16 protein-coding genes and 2 pseudogenes are annotated in these 15,838 nt (G+C 69.6%); 7 read left to right on the forward strand and 11 right to left on the reverse strand.

Features of this window, described 5'->3' with window-relative positions; all coding sequences use genetic code 11:
• Nucleotides 1-713: 713 nt before the first annotated feature.
• Nucleotides 714-1,670: pseudogene (locus ACWF9G_RS24135) on the reverse strand (N-acetylmuramoyl-L-alanine amidase); the annotation flags it as partial.
• Nucleotides 1,671-1,846: 176 nt separating this feature from the next.
• Nucleotides 1,847-2,383, reverse strand: coding sequence for a sigma-70 family RNA polymerase sigma factor (locus ACWF9G_RS24140; protein WP_452518055.1), 537 nt, complete (start codon nucleotides 2,381-2,383; stop codon nucleotides 1,847-1,849).
• A 218-nt stretch (nucleotides 2,384-2,601) separates the two neighbouring features.
• Between ACWF9G_RS24140 and ACWF9G_RS24145 the strand changes: the two genes are divergently transcribed.
• Entirely contained in the window at nucleotides 2,602-2,925 is a 324-nt protein-coding gene (locus tag ACWF9G_RS24145) for a hypothetical protein (RefSeq protein WP_452518057.1), read from the forward strand.
• 83 nt (nucleotides 2,926-3,008) lie between these two features.
• The gene (locus tag ACWF9G_RS24150) at nucleotides 3,009-3,983 is read left to right on the forward strand and encodes a cation diffusion facilitator family transporter (protein WP_379310069.1); all 975 of its coding nucleotides are present in this window, start codon (nucleotides 3,009-3,011) and stop codon (nucleotides 3,981-3,983) included.
• 500 nt (nucleotides 3,984-4,483) lie between these two features.
• Here the strand turns inward: ACWF9G_RS24150 and ACWF9G_RS24155 are convergent, their stop codons facing one another.
• Nucleotides 4,484-5,776 (reverse strand): lipase family protein, encoded by a 1,293-nt coding sequence (locus ACWF9G_RS24155; RefSeq protein WP_452518058.1) that lies wholly within the window; start codon nucleotides 5,774-5,776, stop codon nucleotides 4,484-4,486.
• Nucleotides 5,773-6,933 (reverse strand): esterase/lipase family protein, encoded by a 1,161-nt coding sequence (locus ACWF9G_RS24160; RefSeq protein WP_452518142.1) that lies wholly within the window; start codon nucleotides 6,931-6,933, stop codon nucleotides 5,773-5,775. Before ACWF9G_RS24160 ends, ACWF9G_RS24155 begins: the two co-directional genes overlap by 4 nt.
• Nucleotides 6,934-7,125: 192 nt before the next feature.
• On the opposite strand from ACWF9G_RS24160, the gene ACWF9G_RS24165 reads away from it, so the two are divergent.
• Both ACWF9G_RS24165 and ACWF9G_RS24170 read left to right on the forward strand, forming a co-directional pair.
• The gene (locus ACWF9G_RS24165) at nucleotides 7,126-8,373 is read left to right on the forward strand and encodes a PucR family transcriptional regulator (RefSeq protein WP_452518060.1); all 1,248 of its coding nucleotides are present in this window, start codon (nucleotides 7,126-7,128) and stop codon (nucleotides 8,371-8,373) included.
• Between the two features lie 105 nt (nucleotides 8,374-8,478).
• Nucleotides 8,479-8,979, forward strand: a complete 501-nt coding sequence (locus ACWF9G_RS24170; RefSeq protein WP_379308008.1) for a DoxX family protein — start codon at nucleotides 8,479-8,481, stop codon at nucleotides 8,977-8,979.
• 91 nt (nucleotides 8,980-9,070) lie between these two features.
• Here the strand turns inward: ACWF9G_RS24170 and ACWF9G_RS24175 are convergent.
• The 3 genes and pseudogenes from ACWF9G_RS24175 to ACWF9G_RS24185 form a co-directional block, all read right to left on the reverse strand.
• Nucleotides 9,071-9,397, reverse strand: a pseudogene (locus ACWF9G_RS24175) (transglycosylase family protein); the annotation flags it as partial.
• 366 nt (nucleotides 9,398-9,763) lie between these two features.
• Nucleotides 9,764-10,468, reverse strand: a complete 705-nt coding sequence (locus tag ACWF9G_RS24180; protein ID WP_452518062.1) for a flavodoxin family protein — start codon at nucleotides 10,466-10,468, stop codon at nucleotides 9,764-9,766.
• Between the two features lie 125 nt (nucleotides 10,469-10,593).
• Nucleotides 10,594-11,244 carry an RNA polymerase sigma factor gene (locus ACWF9G_RS24185; protein ID WP_452518063.1) on the reverse strand — a complete coding sequence of 217 codons (651 nt, stop codon included), beginning with the start codon at nucleotides 11,242-11,244 and terminating at the stop codon, nucleotides 10,594-10,596.
• A 94-nt stretch (nucleotides 11,245-11,338) separates the two neighbouring features.
• Between ACWF9G_RS24185 and ACWF9G_RS24190 the strand changes: the two genes are divergently transcribed.
• The gene (locus tag ACWF9G_RS24190) at nucleotides 11,339-11,863 is read left to right on the forward strand and encodes a DM13 domain-containing protein (protein WP_452518065.1); all 525 of its coding nucleotides are present in this window, start codon (nucleotides 11,339-11,341) and stop codon (nucleotides 11,861-11,863) included.
• A gap of 8 nt (nucleotides 11,864-11,871) precedes the next feature.
• Here the strand turns inward: ACWF9G_RS24190 and ACWF9G_RS24195 are convergent, their stop codons facing one another.
• On the reverse strand, nucleotides 11,872-12,105 hold the full coding sequence (locus ACWF9G_RS24195) for an anti-sigma factor family protein (RefSeq protein ID WP_379308012.1): 234 nt from the start codon (nucleotides 12,103-12,105) through the stop codon (nucleotides 11,872-11,874).
• A gap of 80 nt (nucleotides 12,106-12,185) precedes the next feature.
• Nucleotides 12,186-12,818 (reverse strand): response regulator, encoded by a 633-nt coding sequence (locus ACWF9G_RS24200; protein WP_379308013.1) that lies wholly within the window; start codon nucleotides 12,816-12,818, stop codon nucleotides 12,186-12,188.
• Between the two features lie 82 nt (nucleotides 12,819-12,900).
• Between ACWF9G_RS24200 and ACWF9G_RS24205 the strand changes: the two genes are divergently transcribed.
• On the forward strand, nucleotides 12,901-13,452 hold the full coding sequence (locus tag ACWF9G_RS24205) for a hypothetical protein (RefSeq protein ID WP_452518067.1): 552 nt from the start codon (nucleotides 12,901-12,903) through the stop codon (nucleotides 13,450-13,452).
• Between the two features lie 14 nt (nucleotides 13,453-13,466).
• Here the strand turns inward: ACWF9G_RS24205 and ACWF9G_RS24210 are convergent, their stop codons facing one another.
• Complete coding sequence (locus tag ACWF9G_RS24210) at nucleotides 13,467-14,636, reverse strand: sensor histidine kinase (RefSeq protein WP_379308015.1); 1,170 nt, start codon at nucleotides 14,634-14,636, stop codon at nucleotides 13,467-13,469.
• A gap of 216 nt (nucleotides 14,637-14,852) precedes the next feature.
• Between ACWF9G_RS24210 and ACWF9G_RS24215 the strand changes: the two genes are divergently transcribed.
• Entirely contained in the window at nucleotides 14,853-15,413 is a 561-nt protein-coding gene (locus ACWF9G_RS24215; protein WP_379308016.1) for a GlcG/HbpS family heme-binding protein, read from the forward strand.
• Nucleotides 15,414-15,469: 56 nt separating this feature from the next.
• On the opposite strand, the gene ACWF9G_RS24220 is transcribed toward ACWF9G_RS24215, so the two are convergent.
• Nucleotides 15,470-15,835, reverse strand: coding sequence for a hypothetical protein (locus tag ACWF9G_RS24220; protein ID WP_379308017.1), 366 nt, complete (start codon nucleotides 15,833-15,835; stop codon nucleotides 15,470-15,472).
• Nucleotides 15,836-15,838 lie beyond the last annotated feature (3 nt).

Raw genomic sequence — 15,838 nt, forward strand, 5'->3', positions numbered from 1 at the left:
GCGCCGATCGGGGCGTGGGCCGGGATGATGGCCGCCGTTTGCGCGGGTGCAGGTGTGGTGGTCGGGGTGGGCTCGGCCGCGGGCGGCTGGTCGCCGGTGGGTGGCTTCTGGTCCGGGGTCGCGGCGGGAACCTGCGGGTCGGCGGGGGCAGGGGCCGGAGCGGGGGCATCGGCGGGGGCCGGTGCGTTGGCGTCAGCCGGGGCGGGCGCGTTGGCGTCAGCCGGGGCAGGCGCGTTGGCCGGGGCGGGGGCGCCAGCCGGGGCGGGCGCGTTGGCCGGGGCGGGCGCGTCAGCCGGAGCAGGCACGCCAGCCGGAGCAGGCACGCCAGCCGGAGCAGGCGCGTTGGCCGGTGCAGGCACGTCAGCTGGTGTCGGCGAGTTTGCGGGAGCCTGCGAGTCAGCCGGAGCGGCTGGAGCAGTGGTGTCGGCTGAGGCAGGTCCATGGGCCGGAGCAGGCACGTTGGCGCGGGCAGGCGCGCCAGCCAGCGGAGACATGTCGGCCGGAGCAGGTCCGCCAGCCGGATCAGGCGCGTTTCCGCCTGCCGGAGCAGGCGAGTTGCCGCCGGCCGGAGCAGGCACGTCGCCGTTGCCGTCGGTTGGCGCAGTCGAGTCGGCTGGGGCAGGCGCGGGGGTGTCGGCCGGAGCAGGCGATGTCGGCGTGGCGGCGGAACGCTGCGTCGGCGCGGGCGCGTCGGCGGCTTCACCGGATGGGGTGGGAGCGCCGCTGGACTTCGGACCCGAAGTGGAGGCCGCTCCGGGTCCCGAGGTCGATGGTGATGCCACCTCCGGCTGCTGCGCGGGCGTCGGCGCGGTGGTGGCCGCGGGCGCCCGGGCAGGAGCGGGTGTCGAATCCGGTGCGAACGCGGGCACAGCCGCCCCGATCGCCTTGCCCAGCAGGAACCCGACCACCCCGGTCGTGATGGCGACGGCGTGCTTCAGTTGACCCTCGCGCGATTCGAGCAGCGCGGCGTCCTCGGGATTGGCGCCGTTGCCCATCTCCACGAAAACCAGCGGCACCTGCGTCAAGGCCGGACCGGCGACGTCCGCGCGGGTCTGCAGGCCGTTGCTGACACCGGCATAGGTGGCGGGCGGGAAGCCCGCGGCGAGGTAGGCGTCGCGGACCACGGCCGAGGCGGCGCGACCAGGGCCGGACTGCGCCAGGTCGGCGGCCGAGTCCGGGATGGGCAGCTGCGGCACGATCAGGTGGAAACCGCGCTGGTCGGCGGGCGCGCTGTCAGCGTGGATGCTCACCGCGACCGCGGCGCCGGACTGGTTGGCGGCGCGGGCGCGATCGTCGACGCACCCGCCCCAGCCTGCGTCGTCGGCGCGGCTGAGCACCACATCGGCGCCCAGCGCCTGCAGCGACACCTTCACCAGCTCGGCGACATTCCAGTTGATGGTGTGCTCGGGGACGCCGTTCAGCGACGTCATGCCGGTGGTCTGGCAGTCCTTGGTGCCGCCGCGGCCGTTGTCGACCTGGCGGCCCAGATTCTCCGCATGCGCGGACCCCTGATGACCGGGGTCGAGGAAGATCGTCTTCCCTACGAGCTGGTCGCCGGTGGCGGGCTCGGGCGCCGCGGCGGCAGGGCCGGGCACGAGCCCGGTCAGCGAGATCACGACCGCGGCGGAGACGGTGGAGCAGAGACCGGCCTTGATGATGTTTGGTTGCATGTTCGGTCGGTGCTCCGGAACGGAGCACCCCTCCCTTCCCATTGGTAACACCAAACCCAGTGGTTCACTCTTGCAACGTGGGTAACCACAGGGCAAGCACAGTTACCGAAATGTGACAGGGAGAAAAAGCGAATCAGCGCTGGTCACGCGCCCAGATCACGACCGGAACAGGCCGATCAGGCAACCTCGGGCAATTGCCGCAGCGAGCGCAGCGCGTAGTGCACGCGGGTCTTGACGGTGCCGACCGGAACGCCGAAATCCGCGGCCACTTCCCGGTATCCGCGATCGCGCAGGATCACCTCGACCACCGCGGCCCGCTGCGGCTCGGACAGGCGCGCCAGCAGCTGGTCGACGAGCAACCCGTCGACGAGCCCGTCCGCGAAATCCGGTTTGCCACAACACGCGACCTCGGTGATGTCGTCCCAGCCGACGTCACCGGGCCGGGCGGCGCGCGCCCGCACGATGTCGACGACGACATTGCGCTCGATCGCCAGCAGCCATGTCCGCACACTGCCCTTCCGTGCGTCGAAGTCGCGGCACGAGCGCCAGCCGCGCAGCAGGGCCTCCTGCACGGCGTGCTCGGCCAGGCCCGGGTCACCGAGACTGCGCATCGCCCGCCAGTGCAGCAGGCCACGGTCGGCGGCCAGCACCTCGGCCAGCCCGTCGGTGGTACACAGTCGCGCGCAGTGCGCACCGCAGGAGTTGTCCGTCATATGGGGTTATCGCGCTGCGCGCCACCGATGACAACGGCGTTAAGCGACTCTTCAGGATCCTGATGGTCCGCCACGCGACACTTTTGTCGCGAGCCCGGCCAGGGCCTGCTCCAGGAGGGGGGAGCAGGGCCCCCGGGCTCGCCCTTTTTCCGGCTTCCGCCGCAACCCTCGACACGACCGGCCCCGGGCGACGACAATCGCGGCGAGGAGCGAAAAACGTGGACATCCATGCATATCCGACCGACGCGCAGACGCCGGTCGACCGGGCCGAGGCCACCCGCATCGCGGCCGACCACCTGCCCCCGATTCCGGATACCGACCGCCACATCGTCGAATTCACCGGCGGTTTCGTGGTTTTCGCCGTGCGACCGGCGCACGCGCCGCCGGACCGGCCGCTGCCGGTCGGCGGTTCGGTGCACGTCATCGACAAGGCGACCGGCGCGGTGTCCTATTGGCCGACCTATCCCTGCGGGGTGATCGCCGACCGGTACGCGACCGCCCGGGTGGTCGTCGACGACGAGTGGCCGGGCGAGGAGACTTAGGCTGGAAATCAAGAACGAATTGCATACATAGCGATGTGTGCATATGATTGCGACCGATCGGACCGCAGGGAGAGGTGAACGTGATGGGCGCAGGACATGGACACGACCACGGGGTGTCGGCCGACAGCGACAAGCGCTGGCTGGCCGGCGCGCTGGCGGTGATCGTCACCTTCCTGATCGGCGAGGTGATCGTCGGCATCGTGGCCGATTCGCTGGCCCTGCTCTCCGACGCGGCGCACATGACCACCGACGCCGCCTCCATCGCACTGGCGCTGGTGGCGATCCGGCTCGCGGCGCGGCCCGCGACCGGCCGGATGACGTTCGGCTGGAAGCGGGTGGAGATCCTGTCGGCCCAGGCCAACGGGCTGACCCTGCTGCTGCTGGCACTGTGGCTCGGTTACGAGGCGATCCGCAGGCTGTTCGAGCCGCCGGAGGTGCACGGCACGCTGGTGCTTGTCACCGCGCTGATCGGCATCGCGGTCAATGTCCTGGCAACCTGGATGATCAGCCGCGCCGACCGGACCAGTCTCAATATCGAGGGCGCCTACCAGCACATCCTCAACGACCTGTTCGCCTTCATCGCGACCGCGGCGGCGGGCCTTGTCATCATCCTCACCGGCTGGGTGCAGGCCGACGTGGTCGCCACGCTGATCGTGGTCGCGCTGATGATCAAGGCGGGCATCGGGCTGATCCGCGCGTCGAGCCGCATCTTCCTCGAAGCCGCCCCCGACTACCTCGACCCCGAGCAGGTCGGTCGCGACATGGCCGCCCGCGACGGCGTGACCGAGGTGCACGACCTGCACATCTGGGAGATCACCTCCGGCGACCCCGCCCTGTCGGCGCACGTGCTCGTGCAGCCGGGGCACGATTGCCACGCGGTCCGCGAGGACATCGCGCACATGCTCGACCACGAGCACCACATCGGGCACGTCACCCTGCAGGTCGACCACGCCAGGCCGCAGGTCATCGGAATCGGCACCGCGGACGACGACAACCACTGCGCCGAGGCGCACGGCCCCAGGCACGTGTCGGCCGGGCACGCCCCGCACACGCACTGAACCCGTAGACGAGGGAAGGCCCCACACCTGGACAGGTGCGGGGCCTTCTCGTCGGTCACGCGTCAGGGCGGACCCGGTCGTTTCATCGACCTATGGGGCTTGATCAGCCGCCGAAGGAGCCGGTCCACAGCGTGTTGACCAGGCCGTTGAGAGCGGCGCCGAGGGTGTCGAAGAGGCCGTTCAGGGCGGCGCTACCGGTGTCGATGATAACGGGGATCATAATAATTCCTCTGTTTCTCGCATAGGCCCAGCCGGAGCTGGCTTACAGAGGGCGTATCGGCACCCGAACGCCGCGAGTTACGGAATTCAGGAATTCGTGACCGCCGTAACAATCGATCTTGCAAACCTATTACTACCTGCGGTTATGCCTCAGATACCGCATGTTTCTGAGGGGAATATGAGAACTCCGTGAGAGTCATGTTGCGCCATCCGATAAGCATGAATTTCCGATGCCCCGAGAAATAGGGGCACCGAGAAAATGACGGGACATATGGTTCCACCTATTTCCCGTCGCCGCGGATCGGTCGGCCGCCCAGCATCAGGGCGACGAGACCGAGGAAGTCGAGGTGCGCGCGCACGGCCGCGGCGCTGCGGGCGACGGAGACGACCGTGGCGGTCCCCGACATCGCCGGACGACCGGCGAAGCGATCGGCGAGCCAGGTGAGCACGACCGGAACCACGAGGAACTCCAGCGGCAGATGAGAGCCGCGGCGCACCCGCAGGTACTCGACGACGGCGCCGGCGGCGCGGTAGCGCTGGACGTGGGCGTCGATGTCGGCGACCGCGATCACCTCGTCGCGCACGCCCTGCACCACCAGCATCGGAGCGGCCGGCGCACGGGTGCCCGGTTCGATGTCGGTGAGGATGCGGCGCAGCGCGGGCTCGGCCAGCAGCCCCGCCATGCCGCCGCGCAGATGCCGGGCGACGTCGCGGCGGGCGAAGCGCCACAGCAGGGCGAAGGTGGTGCGCTGTTCGGCCTCGCCGAGCAGGCCGCGATAGCGGGCATCGAGGTGATCGTGCAGAACCGGGTCCAGTTCCGGGTAGGCACGGCGCAGTCCGGCGACGAAGGCCGCGGGGAACCCGGCGAACCAGCCACCGTTGAGGCGGACGAACGCGGCCGCCGGGTCACCGACCGGCGACCCGGCCGCCGCGCCGACGATGGTCAACTCGGGTGCGTACTCGGCCGCCAGTTCCGCGGCCCACGCCGTCGCCAGACCGCCGCCCGAATATCCCCACAGGGCGACCTGAGTCGTCGGGGTGAGGCCGAGCGGGGCGAAGCCGAGCGCGGCCCTGATCCCGTCCAGCGCCCGGTACCCGGGCTCGCGCGCCGCGCCGAACCGCCCGCCCAGACCTTCGTGATCGGGCACCGATACCGCCCAGCCCTGCCGCAAGGCCATGGCGATGATCGGCAGCTCGAGCGGCGCGATGGACCCGGTGGTCTTCGCGCCGAGCCGCAGGGCGTAGGACGGAAAGCATTGGGGCGCAACGGCATCGATGGCGCACTGGAAGGACACCAGCGGACGCGGATGTGCCGGGTCGGCGCCCCATGGCAGCAGCACCGTGGTGACCGCCAGCTCGGGCTCGCCGTCGAGATCACAGGTGCGGTACAGCAGCTGCCAGGCCGCGATGCGCTGCCGCACCAGCCCGAACAGGGCCACATCCACCGCGCGCGTCCGCACCACCGTCCCCGGCGCGAGCGACTCGATGTCCGGCGGCGCGACGTAGAACGGGTCGTCGGGCGGTAGCAGCGGCGCGGTGCTCCAGACCGTCAGCGCCGGGGCATTGACGGTCATAGGCTGCCGCCGCCACCGAAGAACCAGGGGTTGAATGTACAAGCCAAGGTAGGACTGCCTTCCGGATCGAGGGCACGCAGCGCGATCGAGGTGGCGCGCGGCGAATACATCATGGTCAGGTGGTCGGAAACGTCCTGCTCACAGCCGTCCTGCAGGGCGATGTTCGCCACGGTCGCGTCCGGCCCGGCCCGCAGGAAGGCGAGGTCGATGGGATTCATCACCTCGTCGTAGCGGGAAGCGACCACGGTGTAGTCGACGCCGGGCACTGTGTCACCGGTGGCGTTGAGGGTGGTGTAGAACGACGAGCCGACGGCCTGCTCGATATTGGCGACGCCGACGATCGGCCGGTAGAAGCCGAGGATGTCGATGCCCGCGTTGTTGATCATGCGACCGAGGGTCGCGAGGCCGAGCAGCGCGGTGCCGTGGTGGGTGGCGCCGAGGCTGACCAGCTTGCCGACCTTGCCCTCGCCGCCCTCGAACTTCAGGTAGTGATTGGCGATGGTGCCGCCCTGGGAGTGGCCGACGATGTCGACCTGGTCGGACCCGGTGGCCGCGCGCACGCGCTCGATGAACGCGGCGACCTGGCGCGAGGAGTCGGCCATCGGGCCGACGCCGTAGCGACCCGGCAGCACGGCGCCGAGTCCGCCGCCCTCGAGCAGCGCGGACTTGCCGAAGTTCAGGGCGAACACGCAGTACCCGGCCCTCGCCAGGCGCGGCGAGAGGTAGGAGAAGGTGTCGTAGGCGTTGAGCCAGGTGCCGTGCAGCAGCACGACCGGGCGCGGATGCTGCGCGGTCGGCTTGCAATCCCAGCGGTTGGCGCCGGGCGGCGCGGCGTCGGGGTGCAGCAATCCGTAGGCGAAGGCGGGCAGGTAGGCCGACATCTCGGGGCCCTCGCCGACCGCGTCGGAGGAAACGCTGCCCGACGAACCCGAGCTGCTGCCCGAGGCGCTGCCGGTGTCGGCGATGGCGGTGGGGCGACGGCCGTCGGTGGCCGTGGTCATGGTGGCGTTCAGGTAGTCGGCCATCGAGGCGATGGTCGGTTCCAGCGCGGGTTCCGCGGCGGCCGGGCCGCCCCCCAGAACCGAGGCCGCGGTCAGGCCCGCGGCGATGCCGAGTCCGCACAGGGTGCGGCGCAGGGAATGCGTCGTTGCAAACATTGAGGTCACTTCCGTCGAACCGCGCCGGCCGACGGTGGCTCGGACGCGCTCTGCGAATCTATGACCCGCGCCACATCGCTGTCACTGCACGGTGCACCGAGAAAACGCGCGGGAGCTTAGCGCTGGAACCAAGTTCTGTGCGTTTTCGATGGGACTGCCCCCTCGCGCCCTGTTCTCGGACACAATCGAGGCATGCTCGCCGAACACCCCGTTTCCGCACCACCCGCTTTGACCGCTCGCCTCCTGACGCGCTGGCCCCAGATCGCCGAGCGCATGCTCGCCGAAGGCCTCGGCGCCACCGCGCCCGCCGAGCTGCCTCCCGGTCATTTCACCGCCGAAGTCCTGCCGACCATCTATGCGTGCGGACGGGCCGTGCTCGAGGCGATCGCCGCCGAGCGAGAGTTCACCCAGGCCGAGGTGGCCACGTTCGTCGCGCCCGTCGCCGAGCGGCACGCCGAGGACCGGCTGCCGCTGCCGATGCTGATCGGCGCGATCCACGGATCGGCGCAATCGGTGCTGGCCGAGGCGTCGGCGCTGGCCGAGCCGACGGAGATGGACGATCTGATCCTGGTCGGCAGCAGGCTGCTCGACCTGCTGCGCCATATCAACATCACCGTGGTCGAGACCTACACCGAGGTCGAGCAGTCGATCTACCACGCCGAACGCGAGGCCAGACGGGAACTGTGTTCGGCGCTGGTGCGCGGACTGCCTGCCGAAGAGCTCGCCGCGCGCGCCGACACCGTTCTCGCCGACCAGTACACGGTGCTCGCGATCCGCCTCAGCGAGCCCGCGCGCACCGGCAGCGCGGCCAACCTGGTGACGCGGCGCCGGATCCGGGTGCTCCAGCGCGCGCTGGACGAACTCACCGGCACCACGACTCCGGCCACCTTCGACGGCGCCAACGGCATCGCGTTACTGAGCAACAGCTCCGAGACCGGTGCCCTCGACGCTCAGCGCTTCGACAACCTCGCCGCGCGGCTGGCCGAGCAGTTCGGGGTGCCGGTGTATCTGGCCGAGTTCTCCGGTGTCAGCCGCGACGGCATCCCGGCCGCGGCGAAGGACGCGACCGAACTCACCGAGCTGGCGCGGCTGCGCGGCAGACCGGGCGGCTGCTACCGCCTCGACGACCTGCTGCTGGAGTACCAGCTCACCCGGCCCGGCCCGGCGCGCGAACGCCTGGCGCAACGGGTGATTCCGCTGCTCGGCAGTCCGCACCTGGTCGAGGCATTGGAAGCGCACCTGCGCCACGGCGCCGACCGCAAGACGGCCTCACGGCGCATTCACGTGCACCCCAACACCTTCACCTACCGGCTGCGCCGGATCGCCGATCTCACCGGCCTCGACCCGGCCGATCCCACGGATTCCCGGATGCTGGCCGCCGCGCTCACCGTGCACCGGCTCGACTCGGCGCAGCGACCCGGCGAGGAGCAGCAGGCCTGACCGTCAGCCGTCGGCGACCTCGCCGCGCCCTGACCTGTGACTTTCGCTCTCTACACTGGATCGGCGGCCCGCCTACCTGCGCACCGGCAACGGAAAGGATTCGCCATGACGACGACAACAACGACCACACCCACGGATGCGGGACTGCTGGTCCTGCGTCTCGGCGTAGGCGCGACCATGGCCGCGCACGGCACCCAGAAACTGTTCGGCTGGTTCGACGGCAGTGGCCTGTCCGGTACCGAGAAGTTCTTCGCCGCGAAGGGCTATCCGATGGCCGACACCTTCGCCGTCGTGGCGGGGCTGTGCGAGACCCTCGGTGGCATCGGCCTGATACTCGGCCTGCTGACCCCGCTGGCCGCGGCGGCGATCCTGGGCACGATGCTGAACGCGATCGCGGTGAAATGGGGCGGCTTCTTCTCGCCCCAAGGTGTCGAGTACGAGGTGATCCTGGCGGTGGCCGCGACCAGCCTGGCTCTCACCGGTGCGGGCGGTTTCGCCCTCGACCGGTTCGTCCCCGGGCTGCGCAACTACAAACTCAGCTACGGCTTGGCGGCTATTGCGCTCGCACTGATCACGGCGGGAATCGTGCTGCTCATCCGAAATTGAGAAACAACGAAAAAACCCGCTATTCGATGTGTGCATCGAATAGCGGGTATTCCGTTTCCCGACAAGGAAAGTCTAACTACAGCGCGCTTTACAGGTAGGCGCTGCACACCGGCCAGGCGCCGGGACCCTGCGCGGCCAGCACGTTCTCGGCGACGCGGATCTGCTCCTCGCGGCTGGCGTTGTCGGCAGTGCCGGCGCCACCGTAGGCCTCCCAGGTGCTCTGCGAGAACTGCAGGCCGCCGTAGTAGCCGTTACCGGTGTTGATGTTCCAGTTGCCCGTGCTCTCGCACTGCGCCACGGCGTCCCAGTTGTTCGCCGAGGCGGTAGCGGTGGTCAGACCGGCCGGAACGGCGATCATCGCGCCGGCGACAGCGGCGAAACCAAGGGCACGAGTGGTGAACTTGCGATTGAAAGACATAAGAATTCCTGCCTGCGCCCACCGGCTCGGTGATGGAAACTACCGCGTCCCTGCCCCTCAGGAATGTCGGGGATCCTCGAATCGCGGGGCAGGCTTTCCGGTGTTCTGCGATTCGATTCGGCTCGGGTTGTTGTTCAAGCCGTGACCGAATGTAGCCGGAATGCGAGCTGAGATCACGCCCCGATCACGAGTGCATCTGTAGCAGCCTTTGCCCAAAGGAACAGTGTTCCCCGCAGGTCGTCCGTGACAAATCCGTAATCACATTACTGTCGTTATACGACCGTAATGTGGCCGGGATCACACGGTTATAGAGGTCCGGGTCACGTTTCGTTCCCGGCAATTCGGGCATCGATGGCCCGTGGGGGGTCAGCGGTAGTCGGGGTTCTCGAAGCCGAATCGGCAGCCCGCGTCCCATGCCGAGCGCTGGTTGCCGTGCGCGGGGATGCCGTTCGCATCGCGCAACATCCTGGCCATATGCAGGAGATTCCAGGTCATGAAGGTGGTGTTGCGGTTGGTGAAGTCGTTCTCCGGGCCGCCCGACCCCGGCTCGAGATAGGACGGACCTGGCCCCGCCTCGCCGATCCAGCCCGCGTCGGCCTGCGGCGGAATGGTGTAGCCCAGATGCTGGAGGCTGTAGAGGATGTTCATCGCGCAGTGCTTGAGCCCGTCCTCGTTGCCGGTGATCACGCAGCCACCGACCTTGCCGTAATAGGCGTACTGACCGGCCGCGTTGAGCAGGTGCGAGTTGCCGTAGAGGCGTTCGATCACCCGCTTGGTGACCGAACTGTTGTCACCGAGCCAGATCGGCCCCGCGATCACCAGGATGTCGGCGGCCATCACCTGCTCCTGCAGCGCGGGCCAGTCGTCGGTGGCCCAGCCGTGCTCGGTCATGTCGGGCCAGACGCCGGTGGCGATGTCGTGGTCGACCGCGCGGACGTGCGAGACAGCGACGCCGTTCTCGGCCATGATGTGCGCGCTGACGTCGATGAGGCCCAGCGTATTGCTCGGTTCGGGCGAGCGCTTGAGCGTGCAGTTGATGAACAGGGCCGACAGATCGTCATAGGTCGCCATAATCGTTCGGCCTCCTCGGGTGGATGACGCGACGACGAGCACGCCGCCCGCTGCACAACCTGTGACGTTACGACCGCGATGTCACGCCCGAGGGTGCAGCGGCAACACAGCACGATGTCGTGGGCTCAGCGGTGGGTGGTCCGCTCGAAGTACCGCTCGAGCCGGGCGCGCACCGTCGCCCTGGCGCGGTGCAGGATGACCCGCTGGTTGCCTGCGGAGATGTCGAGCAGCTCGCAGACCTCGTCGGCGGAGTAGCCATCGATATCGCGCAGGGTCAGTACCGTGCGGTGGCGTTCGGACAGGTCGGCGACGGCGGCGGCGAGCTGCCGGGCCAGCTCGGCGCGCTCGGCGGCGTCCTCGGGCTCGGACCAGGGCTGCGGTTTCTGCCCGATCGCCCAGTGGCCCGGGTAGCGGTCACCGGGCGGCCGGAAGCGGCCAGGGTCGACGGTGGGCCCCTCGTCCTCGGGCAGCAACGTGGCGAACGGGACGGTGCGATGCTCCTTGATCCCCCGCTTCTTGGCGGTGTTCACCAGGATCCGGTACACCCACGTCCGGAGCGAGGAACGTCCCTCGAACCGGTCGATGCCCTGCACGACCGCCAGCCATGCCTCCTGCACCACTTCCTCGGCGGAGGCGTCGGTGGAGACGAACGAGCGTGCCAGGCGCAGCATCGAACCGGACCAGGCATCGACGACCAGGGCGAACGTCGCGTCGACTCCGGTCCGCAGCTCGGCGACGAGCACGTCGTCCGCGGGCAGGGCGCCGTCGTGTCGCACAGGGTCTCCTCGCCGTCACAGCTCGCGTCGCTGGCAGCACAGTACCGCCGGGCGATCGTGTAACGCGCGGGATGGGTGCGGGAACGGAAGGCGCATGCGAGAGAAGGAGAAGACCATGTCGCAGCGTCGTACCCGCCGGACTGTCCTCGGTGTGCTGGCGGTCGGGCTCGTAGCCGCCGTGGCGGTCGGCCTGTACCTGTTCCAACCGTGGCGGTTGTTCACGACGACGACCGTCGACGAAGCGCCGATCTCGGCGGCAGGCGGTGCGCCGCCGTCGGTGATCGCGACCGGCGAGTTCCGCTCGCACGAGCACGACACGAGCGGTTCGGCACAGGTGCAGCGCACACCGGAGGGCACCCTCGTGCTGCGGATCACCGATCTGCGCACCTCCGACGGGCCAGCCTTGCGGGTGTGGCTCACCGATCAGCCGGTGATCGCCGACGACTGGCACAACTTCGACGACGGCACGCACATCGACCTGGGTGTGCTCAAAGGCAACGAGGGCAACCAGAACTACGAACTGCCCGCCGACACGGATCTGTCCACCATCCGGTCGGTGAGTATCTGGTGCGCCCGCTTCCATGTCTCGTTCGGGGCGGCCACGCTGACCCCCGCCTGAGCGCGGGTTCAGGCGGGGCGGTGCCAGTCGCGGAAGGCCGCGAGCAGGCTGGTGCGCGCCTCGCCGGACAGGTGCTCGGGCTCGAGACGGCCGAGGTCACGGGTGGTGCGGCTGATCTGGTCGAGGTAGACCTCGCAGCCGTCGCACTCGGCGATATGGGCGAGGAAGCGCAGCTCGGTGTCCGAATCGAGCACGCCGTCGAGGAAGCGGGTGACCAACTCGACGAATTCGTCGCAGTCCATGCCGGCTCCTCTCGGTCTCTCGGCTCAGCATATTCGCCGCATCGTTCAGAGCCTGTTCGGCCCGCAGCGTTACAGCGCGGTCAGGCGAGCAGTCGCTTCTCCGTCGCGACCGCGACCGCCGCCGCGCGGGTGTCGACGCCGAGCTTGTCGTAGATCCGGCCCAGATGCGTCTTCACCGTGGCCTCGCTGATGTGCAGCGCGCGGGCGATCTCGCGATTGCCGAGACCCTGGGCGAGCTGGCCGAGGATGTCGCGTTCGCGGGCGGTGAGGGTGGGCCCTGGATTGCGCATCTTGGCCATCACCTTGGCGGCGACCGGCGCGGACAGCGCGGTCTGCCCGCTCGCGGCGGCGTGGATGGCGGCGAACAGCTCCTCGGGCCGCTCGGCCTTGAGCAGATAGCCGGTGGCGCCCGCTTCGATGGCGCGGGTGATGTCGGCGTCGGTGTCGTAGGTGGTGAGGACCAGGACATGCGGGGTGGGCGCGGGCTGCGCGGTGATCCGCCGGGTCGCCTCGACGCCGTCCATCTCACTACCCAGCTGCAGATCCATCAGCACCACATCCGGGCGCAGGCTCGCCGCGAGCGCGACCGCCGCCGGGCCGTCGGCCGCCTCCCCGATCACCTCGATATCGGGCGCGCTCGACAGCAGCGCGTGCAGTCCGGCGCGGACCACCGCGTGATCGTCGCAGATCAACAGGCGTACGGCGGGATTCACAAGTGCCGATGCTAGCGCGAGCTCCACTCCAGCACAGCGTTCCCCATTGCGCACAGTGTGCGGTAGTCGTACAGTGTTCGACATGACGAACAACGTGCGAAACGAGCGGGGCGAGCAGCGAGCGGACAGCGCACCCGGCCCGATCGCGGCGTTCGCGCGGTTCGTGGTCTGCGGCGGTGGTCTCGGGCTCGCGTCGAGCGTCGCGGTGGCGCAGCTGGCCGGGGTCATGCCGTGGGCGGTCGCGAACGCCGTCGTCACGGTCGCGTCGACGGTCCTCGGCACGGTGCTGCACGCGCTGATCACCTTCGGCGGGCGCGCGCTGCCGGGGTGGCGCGAGCATCTGCAGTCGGCCGGATCGGCGGCGGCCGCCTACGCGGTGACCAGCGCCGCGATGTTCGTCCTGTTCGCCGTGCAGGCGGCGCCCGGGGCCATCACCGAGCAGGTCGTGTATCTGTCGGCGTCGGGGATCGCCGGGATCGGACGGTTCCTCGTCCTGCGCACGCTCGTCTTCGCCGAGGTGCGCACGATCGCCGCTCCGCCTGCGTCGGCACCGCTGCGGATGCGCCCGAGCACGGCACGGCTGTCGCTACCGGCTCCCCGCCCCCACCGGTACTGGGTGCCGGCAGCGGCGTAGTCGGCGCGGGAAGTTCAGCCAACGACCAGCGGAATGGCGACCGACAGCACGGTCCCGTCCCCCGGCGCCGATTCGATCGCGCAGGTCCCGCCGAGCTGGCGCACTCTCGCCCGGATCGCGGGCAGCCCGTGTCCGCGATGCTCGGCCGGATCGTCCAGGTCATCGGGATCGAAGCCGCGGCCGTCGTCGGCCACATCGAGGACGATCTGATCCTCGAGGCTGGTCAGCGTGATGATCGCGGCCGATGCCCGCGCGTGCTCGCGGACATTGGCGAGCGCGCCCTGGGCCACGCGGAGCAAGGTCGCCTCGACCCGCTGCGGCAGCGGTCCCGGGGTGCCTTCCAGATGACAGCGCACCGTCAGCGTGTCGGAGGTCTCGCGTTCCGCGAGCGCGGTCAGCGCCGCGGCGAGGGAACCGCCCGCCGCGAGGTCGGCGGGGGCGAGGTCGTGGACGAACCGCCGGGCCTCGGTCAGATCACGTTCGGCGATCTCGGCGGCCGAGCGCAGATGGGTGCGGGCCAGCGCGGGATCGGAGTCCCACACCAGGTCGGCGGCCTGCAACAGCATGCGCTGGCTCGACAACCCCTGGGCGAGAGTGTCGTGGATTTCCATGGCGAGGCGTTCGCGTTCGGCGAGCGTGCCTTCGCGACGTTCGGTCTCGGCCAGTTCCTGCCTGGTGCGCACGAGGTCGTCGATGAGCGCGGCCTGCTGCTCGGTCTGGCGGCGCATGCCGACGAACAGCACCGTCGTCACCGCGGCGACCGCGGGCGGGGCGAGCACCAGATTCGGATCCAGCCACCCGGCTATGCGCACCTGACTGAACACCACGAGCGCGGTGAGCACGACGACCAGCGTCACCGCGACCCGCACCGACAGAATCCGCAGTCCGGTGTACACCAACGGCACCGCGCACCAGGCGAAACTGGGCGCCAGCACCACCAGCACCGACCAGGTCGCCACCAGCAGCGCGAACCACACCACCCGACGCGAGTGCCGCAGCTCGCTCATCGCGTACAGCACCGCGAGCAGCAGTGCGAGGGCGACGACCAGCGGCGTCGAGCGGGTCTCGCTGTGCCGGATCAGCCAGCGCATGAGCGACGCGGCGAGCAGTACGTAGAACGTGCTGTAGACGATGACAGCGAGCAGCCGCGTATCGTCGCTCTGGTCGCCGAGCGTGCTCCTCATCGGTACCTCCCGTCCACGTCCCGCTGGGCAAACTCCCCCATTCTCCCCCGCTGACCGGCTGCCACGGGTCAACCGATCGGTTGACCCCGGTGTCCCCCGATCCGGCCGGGGAAGTACAGCCACTTCGTCGATTCGCCGGACGCGCCGGGCGAACAGGATGGGTATCAACAGGCCACGGCAGACCGCCGGCAGGCCGAGATCCCTACAGGAGCAGCCATGACCGCCAAGTCCAGCACCCGCAACCGCCTCATCATCGCCGGGGCCACCGCCGGTGTCGTCGCTGCCGGTGTGGTCGGCGTCGTGACCGTCCAGGCACAGGACCAGGACCCGGCCACCCGCACCCCCGTTGTGGCCAATGCCGCCGACGCCAACCTGACCCAGAGCACCCACCTGTCGATCGCCGCGGCCACCAAGGCCGCGCAGACCGCCCTCGACGCGGCCGCCAAGGAGAACCAGCGGGTCAGCGTCGCGGTCGTCGACCGCAACGGCAATGTCATCGTCACCCTGCGCGGCGACGGCGCGGGCCCGCAGTCCTACGACGCCGCCCAGCAGAAGGCCTTCACCGCCGTCTCGTGGAACGCCCCGACCACCGAGCTGACCAAGCGCCTCGAGTCCGCCCCGCACCTGGCCGACATCGACGGCACCCTGTTCCTCGGCGGCGGCGCCCCCGTCAAGGCCAACGGCGCCCCGATCGCGGGCATCGGCGTGGCGGGCGCCCCCAGCGGCGACCTGGACGAGAAGTTCGCCCAGGCAGGCGTCGCCTCCCTCGCCAAGTAGTCACCACGCGAACGGCCCGATGACCTCCCGGCGGTCATCGGGCCGTCGGCGTCTGTTCACTGCCCCTGCCAGCGGCCCCAATCCCGTTGCGCATGCAGCGCGGCAGGGTCCATGACACCCCAGATCCGGATCTCGAACCGGTAGTCACCGGGCTGCGGTTCGAGGATCCCCGCCACCGCGTGCACCCCGGGTGTCGGTGGATACACCGGGCGCAGCCCGAGGACACCGGCCCATTGATCGACCACCCGACCCGGATGCTGCGGAAGGTGGCTACCGGCCTGCCCTTCGACCGACAGCACCGCCTCCCTGTCGTCGTCGCTCGTCACCGACGGCGCGACGAACCAATTCAACGGCAGCAACCCACGCGCTCGGCCGAGTTCGTTGAGATGAACGGCGACAGCAGCTTCGATCGCCGTACTCAACTG

It is taken from the genome of Nocardia sp. NPDC055029, assembly GCF_053608525.1.